This is a genomic window from Hwangdonia seohaensis, from assembly GCF_031932625.1.
Taxonomy (GTDB): domain Bacteria; phylum Bacteroidota; class Bacteroidia; order Flavobacteriales; family Flavobacteriaceae; genus Hwangdonia; species Hwangdonia seohaensis.
In genome coordinates this window covers 396777-416425 of record NZ_JAVSCK010000004.1, presented here as the reverse complement: position 1 = coordinate 416425, position 19649 = coordinate 396777, and the positions used below count along the sequence as shown (strand labels likewise).

Sequence of the window (19649 nt, the reverse complement as noted above, 5' to 3'; positions counted from 1 at the left end):
GCCAACATCAACCCAAATACCGTATGGTACCTCGGCGTGGACAGCGACAGCGACGGGTTCTTCGGGAGCCAGATTACAGCGACCCAGTGCTCATCGCCGGGAGCGGGCTACTCCACCGATGCGCCGACCGTGGACGACTGTGACGACAACGATGCCAACATCAACCCAAATACCGTATGGTACCTGGGCGTGGACAGCGACAGCGACGGGTTCTTCGGGAGCCAGATTACAGCGACCCAGTGCTCATCGCCGGGAGCGGGCTACTCCACCGATGCGCCGACCGTGGACGACTGTGACGACAACGATGCCAACATCAACCCAAATACCGTATGGTACCTGGGCGTGGACAGCGACAGCGACGGGTTCTTCGGGAGCCAGATTACAGCGACCCAGTGCTCATCGCCGGGAGCCGGCTACTCCACCGATGCGCCGACCGTGGACGATTGCGACGACAACGATGCCAACATCAACCCAAATACCGTATGGTACCTGGGCGTGGACAGCGACAGCGACGGGTTCTTCGGGAGCCAGATTACCGCGACCCAGTGCACATCCCCGGGAGCGGGCTACTCCACCGATGCGCCGACCGTGGACGACTGTGACGACAACGATGCCAACATCAACCCTGGAGCCGCCGAAATCTCTGGCAATGGGATTGACGATGATTGTAATGCTGGGACACCCGATGGCACCTTAAGTATAGATGATGATTTTAATATGAACAATGTGCTTATAACACCAAATCCTTTTAATAGAAATATTAGTATCAAATTACCGCTGAGTTATAATAACAGCGAATTTACAATCAAAATATATGATTTGAACGGTAGGCTGGTATTAGACAAACAGTATTCTAGTATTAGCGGAACAATAAATATTTCTAGCTTAAACAAGTTAGAGCAAGCACCATACTTATTAAAAGTTATTAATAATAAAAGCGGAGCGAGTATAATGAAAAGATTAATTAAATATTAATATAACCAAACTGAATTGAAAAAGAGTTGAATCTCATAATTCAGCTCTTTTTATATCACGCTGATTATCAAATTATTAATAATTCTCTAAAAAATCAACAAAAATCTAAAAATACAAATTACTGATAATCAATTATTTAAAAAATCAATAATGTATTTCGTCGATTATTTTTGCATTTCATAGAGTTTCCATGTAAGTTTGACCAGTAAAATGCTTAGTCCCAACCTAAAAATTTAACCTCTTATGAAAAATATTGCATTTTTAATAAGATCTAGTATACTTATAGCAGGTATATTACTCTCAACAAATGCGTTTTCGCAGATATGTGGAACAACAATAAGCTCATACCCTTATAGCGAAAACTTTGAATCTTCCATAGGTGCTTGGACACAAGATACTGGAGACATATTTAATTGGACAAGAGATTCGGGTGGAACACCTTCGTCCAATACGGGACCTTCAGCGGGTAATGGAGATACATGGTACATGTATATTGAAACGTCTTCGCCTAGGTCATCCGGAGATACAGCTAATTTTGAAAGCCCTTGTTTTGATTTAACAAGCTCATCTTCTGCAAACTTTTCTTTTTGGTATCACATGTATGGAAGCAATATTGGTAGTCTACATGTTGAATTAAGTACCGATAATGGTTCTACTTACCCGACCTCACTTTGGTCCTTATCTGGAAATCAAGGTAATACTTGGACACAAGTAAGTCTCGATTTAACACCTTATGTTGGCAGCACAGTAAAAGTAAGATTTAGAGGTGTTAGAGGCTCTAGTTGGGCTGGAGATATTGCCATAGATAATGTGGGAATGACTACTGTTTCAGGCTCATTTCCAGAAATAAATATACAAGGCGCAGGTAATAATATTGTTAACGACCCAACATTATCGAACACGCCTTCTGTAACAAACGATACTGATTTTGGAAATGTTAATTTTACATTTGGCACAAATGCAAACACTTTTACAATTCAAAATACAGGTACAGGAACACTTAACTTAACTGGTGGTCCTTTAGTGGTAATTGGCGGTGCAAACCCGGGTGATTTTTCGGTTACTGCAAATCCGTCTGCATCAGTAGCAGCTGGTGGCAGTACAACGTATACTATTACCTTTGACCCAAGTGCTTCAGGTTTACGAACAGCCACAGTTAGCATAGCAAATGATGATGCAGACGAAAACCCATACACCTTCAATATACAAGGCACGGGTACAACTACTTTGCAGGAAATAGATATTATAGGTAATGGTAATAGTGTTCCACATGATTTACCATTAACCAACACGCCTTCAGCTACAAATAATACCGATTTTGGAAATGTAAACATTGCGGGTAGTACTAACGCTAACACATTTACTATTCATAACTTAGGCACGCTTTCTAACTTAAACTTAACAGGAGCACCCTTAGTGCAAATTGGAGGTGCTGATGCGGCAGACTTTACAGTAACAACTGCGCCTTCCACTCCGATTGCTACTAGTAGCAGTACAACTTTTACAATCACTTTCGATCCAACAACCGTAGGTACTAAAAATGCTTGGGTTTCTATTGCTAATAACGACTCAACCGATGGTGAAAACCCTTATACTTTCAACATTCAAGGAGTCGGTGTGCTTGTTCAAGCACCAGGTGGTATAGATGCAAATTTAGAGCTATGGTTAAAAGGTAATGCTGGTTTAAGTTACACTACTGGTCAATCCGTTACAACGTGGCAGGATCAAACTAGTAATGGTTATGACGCCACTGCCCCAGTGGTTGGTGTAGAGCCTACATATAGAGACGACCCAGCTTACAACATTAATTTTAACCCTGTAGTCGATTTCAATAATAATTCATCATCTTTTAACTTAGATGGCGATTTTTCTTTTGATGATACGTCCACAGAGTTTTTACAAGGTACGGGTGGCTACTATTCACAAGATGTATTCATTGTATTGCTTCCAAATGTTACGGTAAATAATTCATTTGGTAGTATGGATGTGTTTTGTGGAGATGAAAATATTGGAGCTAACGAAACAGATGCTACTGGTGTTGGTTTAGGGGCATATTCCGTTCGCTTCTCGGGTGAAATTATTTCTTACGCACATGGAACTACTAACAGTGGAAATGGCTACGGTGTAGCAGAAACAGGAACGGGAAATACGTATAGCAATGCTGGTATCATTAATGTTAGAAACAATAGTGGTGCTACCCAACAAGAATTATACTATAATGCGACTGACATAGAAACTGTACAAAATGATGTACCTGATTTTGCCAATGTTAACAATTCAAGATATTGGATTGGACGTAGCGAAGGCTGGGAAGCTACTACAGATGCTAGAATTGCAGAAGTTATCACCTATTCATCTCGTAAAAATGATGCAGATTTAACCCAAGAACGCAACAGAATACAATCGTATTTAGCCATAAAATATGGTATTACCTTGGGTGTTAATGGCACTTCGCAAGATTATGTGGATAGTGATGGCGCAGTAATTTGGGATCAATCAGCAAACTCTGGTTACAACTATAATATTGCAGGCATTGGTCGTGATGATAAATCAGAATTAAATCAAAAACAATCAAGCAGTATTAACAATGCAACAGATGGCTCTGGCCCTATTGAAGGTATTTTAACCATAGGCCTATCTGATATTTCTAACACAAACAATTTAAACACAAGCACATTTGCAAACGATAAAGAATTTTTAATCTGGGGAGATAATGGAACAGACTTGAATTTAGCTGCTGCTGTTATAAATGTAGAAATGAGCGCTGGCATTGGAGGCCTAAGTACTCCCGTTACTTTTACAGGTATGCAACGCATTTGGAAAGTGGTTGAAAATGGTGGCGATATCCCGTCCTGTAAGGTTAGAATCCCTCAAAATGCTATTAGAAATATTACCCCACCAGGAAGTTATTTAATGTTTATTTCTGATACACCCGTTTTCGACCCAACTGCAGATTATAGAGTTTTAACTCCTGACGGAAGCGGAAATTTAGAAACCAATTATGATTTTGATGGTATAAAATACATCACTTTTGGATATGCACCGCAGGTTATCGTTGAGCGCTCTGTGTATTTTGATGGTATTGCAGACTATATTGATGTAGAAGATAACTTAGATTTGAATACTACAGAGTTTACAATTTCGGCATGGATTAAAAGAGATACAGGAACAACGGATGCTTCCATAGTTTCAAAAAGAGATGCGGCTAATTCTGAAGGTTATGATTTTAGAATCAATAGTTCAGGTCAATTTGAATTTACCTTAAACGGTGGCGCGGCAACTTTAACATCTTCCGTAGCAATTCCAGAAAACGAATGGCACCAAGTTGCTGTTATTTATAATAGCGGAAATGCAACATTGTATATTGATGGTTTTGCCGATACTTCCGCCTCATCATTACCTGCTCCTGTGGCAACAACTCAATCATTTATTATTGCAGCAGCAGATGGTTACGATCCAGACACTACAGATTTCTTTGCCGGAAACATCGATGAAGTTCGCGTTTGGGATGTTGCACTTACTCTAGATCAGTTGCGTTATATCATGAATCAAGAAATAATTGATGCTAGCATAACACCAACTCCAACTCTAATAGGTGGAGATGTTGTACCAACCACGATTACCAATTATGAATTGGCTCCTATCGCTTGGGCGAGTTTAGCTGGATATTACCCTATGTCTGTATACACGTATACAAATACTAACGATATGTCTGGCAACAATCATCAAGGTGCTTTAAGAAATTTAGACACCGTAGACCATCAAACGGCACCATTCCCATACGAATCGCAAGCGGCTGGCTCTTGGGATGCCGATGCTACATGGTTAAACAACGCCGTACAAACATTACCCAACGCACTTTCCATTGTTGATGGTACAACACCCATTGAATGGAATATTGTTGAAATTAATAACGACGTTTATTTAGGCGCATCACCAACTGGTGTGCGGTCTAGAGATTGTACGGTTGAAGGTTTAATAATAAACAGTGGCAGTTTACAAGTTAACGGAGACACGGCAACAAACGACGGCATAGCCTTAACCGTATCCCATTACTTGAAACTTGACGGCACAATAGATTTAGAAGGCGAATCGCAACTTATCCAAACCGATGGTAGTGATTTAGACCCAACTAGTTCCGGAACACTTGAAAGGGACCAGCAAGGAAACTCAAACACCTATTTATACAACTATTGGTGTTCGCCAGTGGGTGTAAGCAATGCTACAACAAACAACAATAGCTACACTTTACAAGATGTAATTACAAATGTTGGTTTTATAAGCTCTGGCTATAATGGCACTACTGCTCCTGTTAGAAATGCAGATTATTGGATTTGGAAATTCGCCAATTTAACTGGTGATGAATACTCACTATGGCAACATATTAGAAGCACCGGAACTTTAGATACTGGCGAAGGTTTTACCATGAAAGGCCCTGGCACAGCAACGCCAGACCAAAACTATATATTGCAAGGAAAACCAAACAATGGCGACTTCACACTAACCATAGGCGCTGGTAATGAATATTTAGTAGGAAACCCATACCCATCAGCTATGGATGCGGATGAGTTTATTAGAGACAACATTAGTGCTACCGATGGCGGAAAAGCGGGCAACACAGACAACGTTATCAATGGCGCCCTATATTTCTGGGATCATTTTGCCAATAACACACATGCCTTGGCAGAATACGAAGGTGGTTATGCCATTTATACATTGATGGGTGGATCGGTTGCTATTTCAAATGACGCTAGAATTAATGCCACTGGGCAAATGGGCAGCATAACACCCCAACGATACATTCCGGTGGGACAAGGCTTTTTTGTATCGGCCATTGCCGATGCCTCATTGGTTGGCGCACCAAACGACCCCGGAATCACCCAACCTGTAGTAGGCGGCAATATTCAATTTAAAAACAGCCAACGCACCTTTATGAAAGAAGGTGCTGCCCAGTCCTTGTTTGTTAAAAATGGCAATAAAACAACATCTAGCGCGAAAAATCAAAATAAAGACACACGACAAAAAATCAGGTTGATGTTTAATTCACCAAATGGCTACCACCGTCAACTCCTTGTTGGAGTCGATCCCAATGCGTCAAATAATTTCGATTTAGGGTATGATGCCTTACTTGCTGAGTCAAATAAAGAAGACATGTACTGGCAATTTGATAGTACAAAACTCCTCATTCAAGCCGTAAATAATTTTAATGATGACCAAATACTTCCATTAGGTATAAAAACGAACAAAGACGGGTTGGCAACCATAAAAATTGATGCTCTGGAAAACATAAAAGCATCCACCAACATTTATGTACATGATAAAGAATCGGGTACTTACCACAACTTAAACCAAGGTAGTTACGAAGTTTATTTATCTAAAGGAGAATATTCAGATCGTTTTGAAATCACCTTTAATGCAGCAAAAATCTTGGGAACCGACGATTTTGAAAACGCCAATCTTGAGGTTTATTTTTCAAACGAAAAAGAAAGCTTTATTGTACACAACCCAGATTTAAAACTCATTGAGTCTGTAAGTGTTTACAATATCTTAGGGCAGTCTATTTATCAGTTTAACAGTAAATCACAAGAAAACTATATAGAGCATAAAACAAAAAGTATCACCACTGGCGTTTACATTGTAAAAATGAAAACCGACCAAGGCATACTTTCTAAAAAAATATTAATCAAATAGTTGAAGTGTAGATCCCCAAATCTATTTTTTCCTAGCTATGTTTTGTTAAAGTCCTGGATATTTATTCAGGACTTTTTTTTTAGAATAGGGTTAAACTCACAGCTCAAACAAAACCATCCGGTTTAAGAGAAACTTGGCATTCATAAGAATACTGATTTTCAACACATTAAAATTCTTCGATGGATTTGAAAAAAATAGCAGGTTTACTAAAGGTGTTATCAAACGAAAATGTAGATTTTTCAAACCTATTATAATTTTATAAAACCTATCTCAATTAATGTTTGTCTTACATAAAAATGTATTTTATCGTATAAAATAACCACTTAATCGATAAATAATAATCATTTTATTTGATAGTCTGCTAACTTTTAATTAGTATTGTAGCAATAAATCGATATGTTTAACAAGTGTTTTATGGTTTTTATCGATTAAAGTTTTAATATGTTTAAATTTTTAACATATTGAAAAACAGTTAATTTCGATTTACCCCAAAATCTAACAAAATGAAAACAAAACTACTTGTGGCTCTTGGCCTATTGTTTGCTGTTACACTTTCTTTTGCTCAAAATTCAGGAGTTAAAATAAAAGTTAAATGGCCAAGCAATTCTTACGAAAACAAAATTGAGGTATATAATACCACAAATGATTTACTCCTAACTATTTGCGATGATTCGCAATGTTATTCCGCTACACAAACGGGTCCACTTCAAGCCTATGGAGGCCGGTACGATTTAGGTTGCGTGACCAATGGAAATAATTACTACATAAAACTATACGATATAGCCGATAATGGATGGTCTGGCGGAAGCTTTGTCTCGGTTGAAGTGGCAGGTATTGAGATTTTAAACAACAACGGGAGCAGCGCTAGTGCCTCAGGCGATACATTATATTTTAACGTGTCTGGTGGCGATGCCGTATGTAACGCCTTAACAGATACCGATGGCGATGGTATTGCTGATTATTTAGATTATGACGACGATGCCGACGGTATTACCGATGCCATTGAAAACCTGGGAAAAAACAGGTTTGAGTGTACACTACCCGCCTTGGATTTTATTAATGGTACTTATGATGCCTCAGCAAGTTCTGGGTCGGCTGGTACGGTTGGCTCTATTTATAGATTTGGAAATGCTATTCAAGGGTATGATGTCTTAATGGAAATAACGGAATTGAACAATACAACCATTGCCAATATCGATAACGATTTGGTCGATAATCCAACATACTTACAAACCGAACTCACTTTTTCCGGTGTCGGCACTCCGGGAGCCACCTTTAAGTTTACCATTGTAGATGCAGGTACCACTTCCCCTTCAACTCAAATTTTTAGAGTCAATGGCATTACGTGGGATTGCGATGGAAGTGGTAGCTTAAAAGAATCGGTGGTTTACCAAAACCCGGCAGCATACGGCGTTGAAAACCCTTCAAATTTAGAAATTTTAGATCTTGGGTCAAACAACATCCAAATAAGTGCCTCAGGACTTCAAGAAGGACCAGGTTTTTCAAATTTAAAAGTACTGCGTGCATATTATCAATTTATTGGTAATTCCTTTACCATGAGAATGCAGGCCTTAAAAACAAGTACCGGTACATCAACACGTCAGTTTGGTATGTCGTTTACACAATGTGAGTTCTTGGATTTTAACGCCAATTCACTCATTATTGTTACCGGTGAAGATGATGATGGCGACGGCAGATACAATCATTTGGATATTGACAGTGATGCCGATGGTATTCCGGATAACGTTGAAGCACAACCAACCATAGGCTATTTAGTGCCTACAGGAACCATCTCAACCAATGGGATAGATATAAATTACGGTACCGGATTGTTGGTTGTTGATACCGATGGGGATAAAATTCCCGATTTTTTGGATACGGATTCTGATAATGACGGGTATTTAGATATTGAAGAAAACGGAATGGCAAATACTGCTACTGCAGCCGATGTTGACAATGACGGACTTAATAATGCTTTTGAAACAAATGGTGTAATGGACGTTGTTTGGGATGTGAATGAAGATATTGAAGACCCTACGGATTTATCTATTTTACCAGACACGGACTCCGATTTAACATTAGGCGGCGATTTAGATTATAGAGATTTATTTGATATTAGTCTACCTATTTACGCTTCCATAGATTTTGATGGGGTTGATGATTACCTATCGAGAACGGGCTTTATAGACGGATTAAACGATGTCACTGTAATGGCGTGGGTTAAAACAGATTCTGGAAACTCAACTGATATGGTTGTCGCCGGAGAAGACACAGGCTTTAAATTGTGGTTGCAAAGTGGCAATAAACCTATGCTTACCGTAAAAACTTCAGGCAATGCCGAATCAATTTTAGGCTGTAGCTGCGCCAATATAAATTATGATGAATGGCATCATTTAACAGGAACGTACACTAGCGCAACTGGTGTTATGGCCTTATATGTAGACGGCACTTTAGTGAGCTCGAAAAACGTAGGAAGCTCTGGAGCCGCAATAGAGGTTACAGGAAATTCAAACGGAAACTTTGAAGTCGGTAGACTTTCAAGCGAAGCTTTTAATAAAGAATACTTTAAAGGAGGTATTGATGAAGTTAGGGTATTTAACACAGCCCTTAATTCTGAGCAAATTCAACAAATGGTTTATCAAGAAATTGTAAACAACGCTGGAAACGTAACCGGAAGCATGGTTCCAAAACATATTGGAGATATATCAGGGTGTACTACCATCCCTTGGAATAATTTATTGGCCTATTATCCAATGACCAATATTCAAATGGGCACAACGTCTGATTATTCCAGCTATAATAATTTATTATATATAAACTACATAACCACTGTTCAAGAACAAACCGCACCAATGCCCTATACAACGTCCAATGATGGGGATTGGTCTACCGAAGGGACTTGGCTTCACGGTAATGTATGGGATATAGAAAATGAGACGACTAACAAGGATTGGTCTATCGTTTCGATAAAAAACAATGTAAACACCTCAAATAATCACAACACTCTTGGCTTATTAATAGATTCCGGTGCCACACTTGCTATTAACAACGATAAACTATTAAACAATAGTTGGTACTTAAAAATAGACGGTAAACTTGATTTACAAGGTGAATCGCAGCTCATTCAAAGCGAAGATAGCTCATTGGAGGTAACAAGTACAGGAACCTTAGAACGCGACCAACAAGGCACCAAGGACTTTTACACCTATAATTACTGGTCGTCGCCCGTTGGTGTAAGCAACACAACAAGCAATAATAACAGTTACACACTTGCCGATGTACTAAATGATGGCTCGGTTGCAACCACACCTTTACCCATTACTTTTGTATCTGGGCACAATGGAACACCGGGTTCTCCGGGAATAACGCCTGTTGGCATTGCATCCACTTGGATTTGGAAATATGCCAACAAATTAACCGATGATTACGCTTCGTGGCAACACGTAAAAAACACCGGAACTATATTGGCGGGAGAAGGCTATACCATGAAAGGCGTCGATAACAGCGCGACATCGTTCACCGAAGAACAAAACTATGTTTTTAACGGAAAACCCCACAATGGCGATATTACCTTAACCCTATCTTCCGGAAACGATTATTTAATTGGCAACCCCTATGCCTCGGCCATAGATGCCGACGAGTTTATACTCGACAACATCAGTGCTGGAGCCGGTAGGGCAACAAGCAATATTATTGACGGCACCCTTTATTTTTGGGATCATTTTGCAGGCAACACCCACGTGTTGCGCGAATACCAAGGTGGCTATGCTACCTACACGTTAATGGGCGGTATCAAAGCGGTTTCAACGGATACCAGAATTAATGCCTCAGGGCAAGTTGGGACAAAAGTGCCGCAGCAATACATTCCGGTTAGCCAAGGCTTTTTTGTAACGGCCGATACCGGTGGAACTATTACCTTTAAAAACAGCCAACGTATTTTTAAAACCGAGGCCTCCGACCCTTCATTGTTCTTAAAAGGCACGAAATCAAAAGGAAAATCGAGTACCGCTGAAACCGATTTGGACGATAGACAGAAAATAAGACTGATGCTGGATTCGCCAAAAGGTTACCACCGTCAACTGTTGGTTGGTGTAGACGAAAATGCCACAAGCGGTATTGATAAAGGTTACGACGCTCCTTTAATTGAGGATAATGTTGAAGATTTATTTTGGATTTTTTCGAATAAAAACTTTGTTATTCAAGCGGTAGATAATTTTGATAGGACCCAAGTATTGCCTCTAGGTATCAAAATTAACCAAGAAGGTTTGGCTACAATTAAAATTGACGCATTGGAAAATATTCCTAATTCTACAAAAATATACCTGCACGATAAAGAGCTAGATGTATATCAGGATTTAAAGAAAAAGGATTACGATGTGCATTTAGCGGTTGGCGAATACTTAAACCGTTTTGAGATAAGGTTCTCAAAATCGTCGCAAACACTAAGCACAAACGAAACCAATAAAAAATCTATTGAGGTTTATTTTTCAAATGAAGAAGACCAAGTTATTGTACACAACCCGAGCGCACAACTTATAGAATCGGTTGAAATGATAAATATTCTTGGGCAATCTCTTTTCAAATTTAAAATAAGCTCAAACGACGATTATTTAAAATACAAGGCGTCACAAATAAAAGCGGGCACCTATGTTTTAAAAATAGAAACCGAATACGGAAAGCTTTCCAAAAAAGTATTGATAAAATAGTGAGTTGATCGAATTGGCTATCCCAAATCTATTTTTAACTTAACTATACTCAAGTCCTGAACTGACCTTCAGGACTTTCTTTGTTTTATAAATTAACACTTCAGACAACACTCTAAATGTTCGCATAAACCCCTATTTATTAGTTCATTTACTAAAACTAAACAACTCCAATTTCTTCTGGCATTTACTTTTTATTGTAATTCACAAATTGATAAATTAGATGGTAATTATTACAAATTAATTCATTTTATCGATTTTTTTTGCATTTCATGGATTTAATTTGTACTATTGGGTTTAATTATTGATTTCTCTCAAATCATTATTTGCCCTTATTATGAACAATATTAAATTGCTTAGCGCATTTATTTGCGAAATATTTAAGTTTTTAAACAAATGTCATCCAAAGCGGGCTCTTCCCCTGTTATTTGCAATTACAGTCTTTAATTCAATTGGTATGTTTTCACAAGCACCGGCGAATGACGATTTTGCGAATGCTTCTTTAGTCCCGCATACGTCGAATTGGTGTTCGGCAGATGCCGAGTACACCACCCTTAACGCTTCTCCAGATGACGTTAAAGGATCGTCTTGGAAAAACGGACCGAATTATAATGTGTGGTTCAAGTTTCAGGCCACCACTACCGAAGTTAATGCACAGATTAGCATGGGCGGTACATTGGGAACCATGCGCTATCCGTTTTTGGCACTCTGGGACAGCTCAGGAACCGAAATTACAAGTGCGACCTATCATAGTTCCAAAGGCTCCATTAACGTGCAATCAAATAGTTTAACCATAGGAGACTGGTATTATATCTCTGTCGACAATCATGTTGGGTTCGGTTACAGAGGCAGCTTTAGTTTATGTATCGATAATGTGGTCAACAACGATTTTAAAGACAAAGCAATGGTCGTTCCGCATACATCCAACTGGTGTTCGGCAGATGCTGAGTACACCACCCTTAATGCCTCTCCAGATGGCATTAAAGGAGCGGCTTGGAAAAACGGACCGAATTACAATGTGTGGTACAAATTTCTGGCCACCACAACCGAAGTCAATGCACAGATTAGCATGGGCGGAACATTGGGAACCATGCGCTATCCGTTTTTAGCACTCTGGGACAGCTCAGGAACCGAAATTACGAGCGCGACCTATCACAGTTCCAAAGGCTCCATTAACGTGCAATCAAATAGTTTAACCATAGGAGACTGGTATTATATTTCTGTCGACAATCATGTCGGCGCTGGTTACCGAGGCAGCTTTAGTTTATGTATCGATAATGTAGTCAACAACGATTTTAAGGACAAAGCCGTGGTCGTTCCGCATACATCCAATTGGTGTTCGGCAGATGCTGAGTACACCACCCTTAATGCCTCTCCAGATGGCGTTAAAGGATCGTCCTGGAAAAACGGACCGAATTACAATGTGTGGTACAAATTTCAGGCCACCACTACCGAAGTCAATGCACAGATTAGCATGGGCGGAACATTGGGAACCATGCGCTATCCGTTTTTGGCACTCTGGGACAGCTCGGGATCCGAAATTACGAGCGCAACCTATTACAGCTCCAAAAGCTCCATTAACGTGCAATCAAATAGTTTATCCGTTGGAGACTGGTATTATATTTCTGTCGACAATCATGTTGGGGCCAATTACCGAGGCTCCTTTAGTTTATGTATCGATAATGTGGTCAACAACGATTTTAAGGACAAAGCCGTGGTCGTTCCGCATACATCCAATTGGTGTTCGGCAGATGCTGAGTACACCACCCTCAATGCCTCTCCAGATGGCATTAAAGGATCGGCTTGGAAAAACGGACCGAACTATAATGTGTGGTACAAATTTCAGGCCACCACTACCGAAGTCAATGCACAGATAAGCATGGGCGGAACATTGGGAACCATGCGCTATCCGTTTTTAGCACTCTGGGACAGCTCGGGAACCGAAATTACGAGTACGACCTATTACAGCTCCAAAAGCTCCATAAACGTGCAATCAAATAGTTTAACCGTTGGAGACTGGTATTATATCTCTGTCGACAACCATGCTGGGGCCAATTACCAAGGCAGTTTTAGCCTATGTGTTGATGATAAGGTAGATTATGATTTTTATGAAGCCGCTATCGATGTTACAAGTTTGATAAATTCTTGCTCAGCAGATGCGCAATACACCACCATTAATGCCTCTCCAGACCGAAATAAAGGAACGAACTGGAACAATAATGGACCTAAAAAGAACAGATGGTTTAAATTTACAGCACCCACAACGGGACAAATAAATATTACAGTTGACATCGGCGGATCAAAGGGTACGCAAAGAGCCACTCAAATTGCCTTATGGGAGGCAGACGGCCTAACCGAGGTAACTAGCAGTCGATATGCTTCTACTAACGATGATGTTATTTTATCTGCAAATGGTTTAACTTCAGGGAATACTTATTATATTTCTGTTGATGTTTATGCTGGCCATGAAGGAACATTTACACTTTGTATAGAAAATACATTTGTTGATTTTGATGGAGTTAGTAGTTACGTGGACTTTGGAAACAATCATAATTTTAATGGATCGTTTTCATTGGAAGCTTGGGTATTTCAAAAATCAAATGCTTCAACAGCCACTGTAATATCGAAAGGAGATGCAAAAGCAGGTGCCCTTAGAGGGTATCATTTATCTATTAAAAATGGATTTCCCAATTTATCATGGTACAACAATTCCGGAGCTGAAATATTAAATATCACCTCACCCTATCAAATAACTAATAATATATGGCATCATGTAGCATCTTCTTATAATGGCACCACAGCCTCTTTGTATTTAGACGGTGTTTTAGTTGCCAGCGGTAATTCATCGCCACCTTTAAACAATAACAAAAATTTTATGTTGGGTGCAACTTATGATAGTAGTACACCGACCACACCAAAACATTATTTTAACGGATATATCGATGAAGTTCGACTATGGAATGTTGCATTAACTGAGCAGCAATTGCGCGAAATGATGAATCAGGAAATTCTTCAAAACGAAACAGCTGTTAAAGGCAAAGTAATGCCTTCGAGTATTTCTAATAATCTGTTGTGGACTAATTTAAGAGGTTATTATCCGATGACTGATAATACGGCTGTCGACCATTCAAGCCAGAAGATACACGGGATTTCAAAAAACAATACAGGTTCCATGCAACTTCAAACAGCACCTCTGCCATATACAACAGCAGCCAACGGAGATTGGGACAGCAGCAGCACATGGTTAGATAATTCGGTACAATACATTCCTAATTCAATACTTTATGGCACACAAATAGATTGGAATATAGTTGTTACAAATCATAATATAGAAATAAATAAAAATACAACCGTTTTAGGCTTAATTGTTGCTTCAAACAAAATTCAAGTAAATGGTACTACCAATGTGTCTACCGGTCTCGGCACGGGCCATGGATTATTAGTATCGAAGTACTTAAAATTAGATGGTAAACTCGATCTGCAAGGCGAATCGCAACTCATTCAAAGCGAAGATAGCTCACTGGACGTTACAAGCTCAGGTACCTTAGAACGCGACCAACAAGGCACCAAGGATTTTTACACCTATAATTACTGGTCGTCGCCCGTTGGCATAAGTAACACAACAAGCAACAATAACAGCTACACACTTGCCAATGTGCTAAACGACGGAACCATTCCAACAGCTCCGCTGCCCATCACGTTTGTTTCTGGGCACAATGGAACACCGGGCTCTCCGGGTATAACGCCAGTTGGAATTGCATCTACTTGGATTTGGAAATATGCCAATAAATTAACCGATAATTATGCCTCCTGGCAACATGTTAAAAACACCGGGACCATATTGGCCGGAGAGGGCTATACCATGAAAGGCGTCGATAACAGCGCATTATCATTTACCGAAAAACAAAATTATGTCTTTAACGGGAAGCCACATAATGGCGATATTACCTTAACCCTATCCGCCGGAAACGATTATTTGGTGGGCAACCCCTACGCCTCGGCCATAGATGCCGACGAGTTTATATTAGACAATATTAGCGATGGAGCCGGTAGGGCAACAAGCAATATTATAGACGGCACCCTTTATTTCTGGGACCATTTTGCCGGCAATACCCACGTGTTGCGCGAATACCAAGGTGGCTATGCAACCTATACACTTATGGGTGGTATTAAAGCCGTTGCAACGGATACCAGAATCAATGCCTCAGGAAAAATAGGGACAAAAGTGCCCAAGCAGTACATTCCGGTTAGCCAAGGATTTTTTGTAACGGCCGATGCTGGCGGAACCGTTACTTTTAAGAATAGCCAACGTATTTTTAAAACCGAAGCCTCCAATCCTTCATTGTTTTTAAAAGGCACGAAATCAAAAGGAAAATCGAGTACCGCTGAAACCGATTTGGACGATAGACAAAAAATCAGACTGATGCTCGACTCACCAAAAGGTTACCACCGTCAACTATTGGTTGGCGCTGATGAAAATGCCACAAGTGGTATTGACAAAGGTTACGACGCCCCTTTAATTGAGGATAATGTTGAAGATATATTTTGGATTTTTTCGAATAAAAACTTCGTTATTCAAGCGGTGAACAATTTTGATAATAATCAAATATTACCATTGGGCCTTAAAATCAACCAAGAAGGTTTGGCCACGATTAAAATTGATGAGCTTGAAAACATGGATAATAATAAAGCCATTTATTTGCACGATAAAGAATTAGATGTGTATCACGATTTAAACCAAAAGCCTTACGACGTGCATTTACCGGTTGGCGAATATTTAAACCGTTTTGAGATAAGGTTCTCAAAAGGGTCGCAATCACTAAGCACAAACGACGCCAATAAAAAATCTATTGAAGTTTATTTTTCAAATGAAGAAGACCAAGTTATTGTGCACAACCCGAACGCACAACTTATTGAATCGGTTGAAATGATAAATATTCTTGGGCAATCGCTTTTCAAATTTAAAATAAGCTCAAACGACGATTATTTAAAGTACAAAGCGTCGCAAATAAAGGCAGGCACCTATATTTTAAAAATAGAAACCGAACATGGAAAACTTTCCAAAAAAGTATTGATAAAATAGTGAGTTGAATGCATTGGTTATCCCAAATCTACCTTTTAACTCAACTATACTTCAAGTCCTGAACTGACCTTCAGGACTTTTTTGTTTTAAAAATTAACGATTCAACGATTTTTTATTAAAAGTCTGTCTGAAAAGTCATTTTGTTTTTTTGTCAGGTTGAGCTTGTCGAAACCTCTTATTGATTATTAATAAGTTCATATATTTCGACAAGCTCAATATGACAACTAGATATACTTTTCAGACAAACTCTTTTATTTAATATGGTCAATTAATTGTTGAAGTGATAGCTTAAATTGCTCACCAGAAACCATGTCTTTTAAGGTATACGTATTCGAACTTATTTCCTCCTCACCTACCAAAACCACAAACGGAATGGCACGTTTATTAGCATGGTTCATTTGCTTTTTCATTTTAGCAGCATCGGGATACAATTCGGCATTAATACCTTGCAAGCGCAGTTGTTTAATGGCTTTTAAGCTGAATAGCGCTTCTTTTTCACCAAAGTTAATGAACAATACGGCAACATTTTTAGTAACCGTTTCGGGGAATAAACCGAGTTCTTCGAGCACCAAATAAATTCTATCCAAACCAAAACTAATACCAACGCCACTAACATCTTTCATTCCGAAAATGCCCGTTAAATCGTCGTAACGTCCGCCACCGCCAATGGAACCCATTTTTACGTTTTCGGGAGCTGAAACTTCAAAAATAGCACCTGTGTAATAATTCAATCCGCGTGCTAAAGTAACGTCGAGTTGCAAGCTTGCTGTCGATAAACCTAATTCTGAAATCGCATTGTTGATAAACGCCAATTCTTCAATCCCTTTTTGGCCTGCTTCGGAAGTGTTTAAAATACCCTTTAAACCGGTTATTTGCGATTCAAAAGTTCCCGACAAATTAAACAAAGGCTGTAATTTAGAAATCCCATCTTCTGAAATCCCTTTGGAAAGCATTTCTTCTTTTACCTTCGCTTCGCCTATTTTATCCAGTTTATCGAGTGCCACAGTAAAATCGATTAGTTTATCGCTTGCGCCGATAACTTCGGCGATGCCCGACAGTATTTTTCTGTTATTTATTTTAATAGTCACACCTTCCAGTTTTAAAGCCGAAAAAACGGTGTCGTAAAGTTGAATAAACTCCACTTCTTGCCACAAACTTTTACTGCCAACCACATCGGCATCGCATTGGTAAAACTCTCTAAAGCGTCCTTTTTGTGGTCTGTCTGCGCGCCAAACCGGTTGGATTTGATAGCGCTTAAATGGGAATTCTATCTCGTTTTGGTGTTGTACGACGTAACGTGCGAATGGGACGGTGAGGTCGTAGCGAAGGGCTTTGCTTGATATTTGATTCGTTAATCGTTTATTTATTCTTTTGTTATAAATTTTATTTAATAAAGTTGAAATTTCCTTATGCCTTAAATTCGGAATTAACTTATATTGAGCTAAAACATTTACTTCAATAAACATTTTTATAATTGAATCAAAATCTTCTACTGAATCAACTATATCATTGTTATATAACCTTTTTTCCTTAATATTACTTTTTATCTTAGTAAACAGAGATTCATAATCTTTATAATATGAATCTTTTAAATCATTATGTTTAACTACTATTTCACCAATAGTTTGAAATAATATTTCTAGAGCTTCTTTATAATTTGATAATTCAACTACATCATCTTTAACTTTATCAAAATACTCACCACTATCTAAAATCTTAAAAATCAAGCGGTCCCCTTCTTCACCATATTTCCCCATTAAGGTTTCAGAGTTTTCAAAACTTGGGGTTTCAATGGGTTGAAATCCGTAGGTTTCAAAAGCACCGCGTATGGTATTAAAAATATAGTTTCGTTTGGCAACTTGCTCCGGATTAAAATCCCTTGTGCCTTTTGGAATGCTTGGTTTTTGAGCCATAATATGCCCGTGAAAACGGGTATCTCTTTAAAATTACTAAACACTTTTTATGTTGATTCCGCATCAAGTGCGGAATGACAAAACAACGATTAAAGCATTGTCTAAACAAAAATAATTAATGCAATCGTTATTATGAGCTTTTTTATAAAAAAAGCGTGGTAATCCCATAAATTGAAGCTGAATTTGAAAAAGTGGACAAAACAACATACAGATTGTTACCTCTTACCTCATCAAAATGACAGATTACCACGTCCTTCGTCCTCGTAATGACGGTTAATTTATAAGCTTATCAAAATACCTGTACAAATCGCCTTTGGTAATAACGGCGCCTTGTTCGATCATTTTAAACTTATCTAAATTTTTATCATCGGTATACTCTTTATCGGCTTGCAAAAACTCAACATTTTCATCCATTAAATTTTCGCGCAACCAATTGTAGCCTTCCTTGGTTGTTATATCGACATCGTTTTTTAAGTTAATCACAATGGCATGCATTTTATCTTCAGCTAAATGAAACAAATACATGTGCTGTGCCGAAATGTGCTCTAAATACTGGGCTTTGTTTAAAGCGCCTTCCCAAATTAAATCGCTAAAAACATCCAGTTCCATTTCAGCGAGTTCCGGCTTGTTTTCCTTTAAATTAGCCCACTCATCTGCCGTAACCGATTGTGTTGCCAAAAAATTAATGAATTCTTGGTGCAATTCTTCAAATTGTTCTTTTGTAAGTCTGCTATATTTCATAATCTCCTCTTGATTTTATATGTCCCAAACCTGACAGGTCTAAATAAAAAAGCCCCAACTAGGTTGAGGCTTTATAAATTTTATTTTAAAGTTTATGCTTGTGCAATAACCTCAAACTCTAAATCAACAGATACTTCTCTGTGCAAACGTACTACAGCAGTATATTTACCCAATCTCTTTACAGTTGTAACCGTAATGAATTTTTTATCGATTGATTGTCCTTCTTTTTCTAAAGCGGCAGCTACATCAATGTTATTCACAGATCCGAATAACTTATCGCCAGAACCTACTTTAGCAGGTATTTTAATTTCCAATACTTTTATTGCTTCTGCAATTTTGTTAGCATCGTCAACTATTTTCTTTTCTTTAAATGCACGTTGCTTTAAGTTTTCCGCCAATACTTTTTTAGCAGAAACCGTTGCTAAAACAGCTTGCTTTTGTGGAATTAAAAAATTTCTACCATAACCGTTCTTAACTGTTACAATATCGTCTTTAAATCCTAAATTCTCAACGTCTTGTTTTAATATAAGTTCCATTGTTATG

General features: G+C 38.8%; 7 protein-coding genes. 4 read left to right on the top strand and 3 right to left on the bottom strand.

Annotated features, from left to right (window positions below; genetic code table 11):
• The first annotated feature begins 282 nt into the window (after positions 1-282).
• From RNZ47_RS14720 to RNZ47_RS14705, 4 genes are all read left to right on the top strand, one after another.
• Positions 283-975, top strand: coding sequence for a MopE-related protein (locus RNZ47_RS14720; RefSeq protein WP_311941900.1), 693 nt, complete (start codon positions 283-285; stop codon positions 973-975).
• A 243-nt stretch (positions 976-1218) separates the two neighbouring features.
• Positions 1219-6666, top strand: a complete 5448-nt coding sequence (locus RNZ47_RS14715) for a RemA C-terminal-like gliding motility protein (protein WP_311941897.1) — start codon at positions 1219-1221, stop codon at positions 6664-6666.
• Between the two features lie 503 nt (positions 6667-7169).
• A complete protein-coding gene (locus RNZ47_RS14710) occupies positions 7170-11372 on the top strand; it encodes a RemA C-terminal-like gliding motility protein (RefSeq protein WP_311941893.1) in 4203 nt (1400 codons plus the stop codon).
• Between the two features lie 454 nt (positions 11373-11826).
• Positions 11827-16452 (top strand): RemA C-terminal-like gliding motility protein, encoded by a 4626-nt coding sequence (locus RNZ47_RS14705; RefSeq protein ID WP_311941889.1) that lies wholly within the window; start codon positions 11827-11829, stop codon positions 16450-16452.
• Positions 16453-16703: 251 nt separating this feature from the next.
• Here RNZ47_RS14705 and hisS read toward each other — a convergent pair whose 3' ends face one another.
• The 3 genes from hisS to rplI form a co-directional block, all read right to left on the bottom strand.
• On the bottom strand, positions 16704-18365 hold the full coding sequence (gene hisS, locus RNZ47_RS14700) for a histidine--tRNA ligase (protein WP_311941886.1): 1662 nt from the start codon (positions 18363-18365) through the stop codon (positions 16704-16706).
• Positions 18366-18638: 273 nt separating this feature from the next.
• Positions 18639-19106 carry a DUF6495 family protein gene (locus RNZ47_RS14695; protein WP_311941883.1) on the bottom strand — a complete coding sequence of 156 codons (468 nt, stop codon included), beginning with the start codon at positions 19104-19106 and terminating at the stop codon, positions 18639-18641.
• 92 nt (positions 19107-19198) lie between these two features.
• Positions 19199-19642 carry a 50S ribosomal protein L9 gene (gene rplI / locus RNZ47_RS14690; RefSeq protein ID WP_311941880.1) on the bottom strand — a complete coding sequence of 148 codons (444 nt, stop codon included), beginning with the start codon at positions 19640-19642 and terminating at the stop codon, positions 19199-19201.
• Positions 19643-19649: the final 7 nt, after the last annotated feature.

Bases quoted from the DNA above. Each gene is read 5' to 3' on its own strand.
- RNZ47_RS14715 (WP_311941897.1), top strand. From the start codon at position 1,219: ATGAAAAATATTGCATTTTTAATAAGATCTAGTATACTTATAGCAGGT.
- RNZ47_RS14710 (WP_311941893.1), top strand. From the start codon at position 7,170: ATGAAAACAAAACTACTTGTGGCTCTTGGCCTATTGTTTGCTGTTACA.
- RNZ47_RS14705 (WP_311941889.1), top strand. From the start codon at position 11,827: ATGTTTTCACAAGCACCGGCGAATGACGATTTTGCGAATGCTTCTTTA.
- hisS (WP_311941886.1), bottom strand. From the start codon at position 18,365: ATGGCTCAAAAACCAAGCATTCCAAAAGGCACAAGGGATTTTAATCCG.
- RNZ47_RS14695 (WP_311941883.1), bottom strand. From the start codon at position 19,106: ATGAAATATAGCAGACTTACAAAAGAACAATTTGAAGAATTGCACCAA.
- rplI (WP_311941880.1), bottom strand. From the start codon at position 19,642: ATGGAACTTATATTAAAACAAGACGTTGAGAATTTAGGATTTAAAGAC.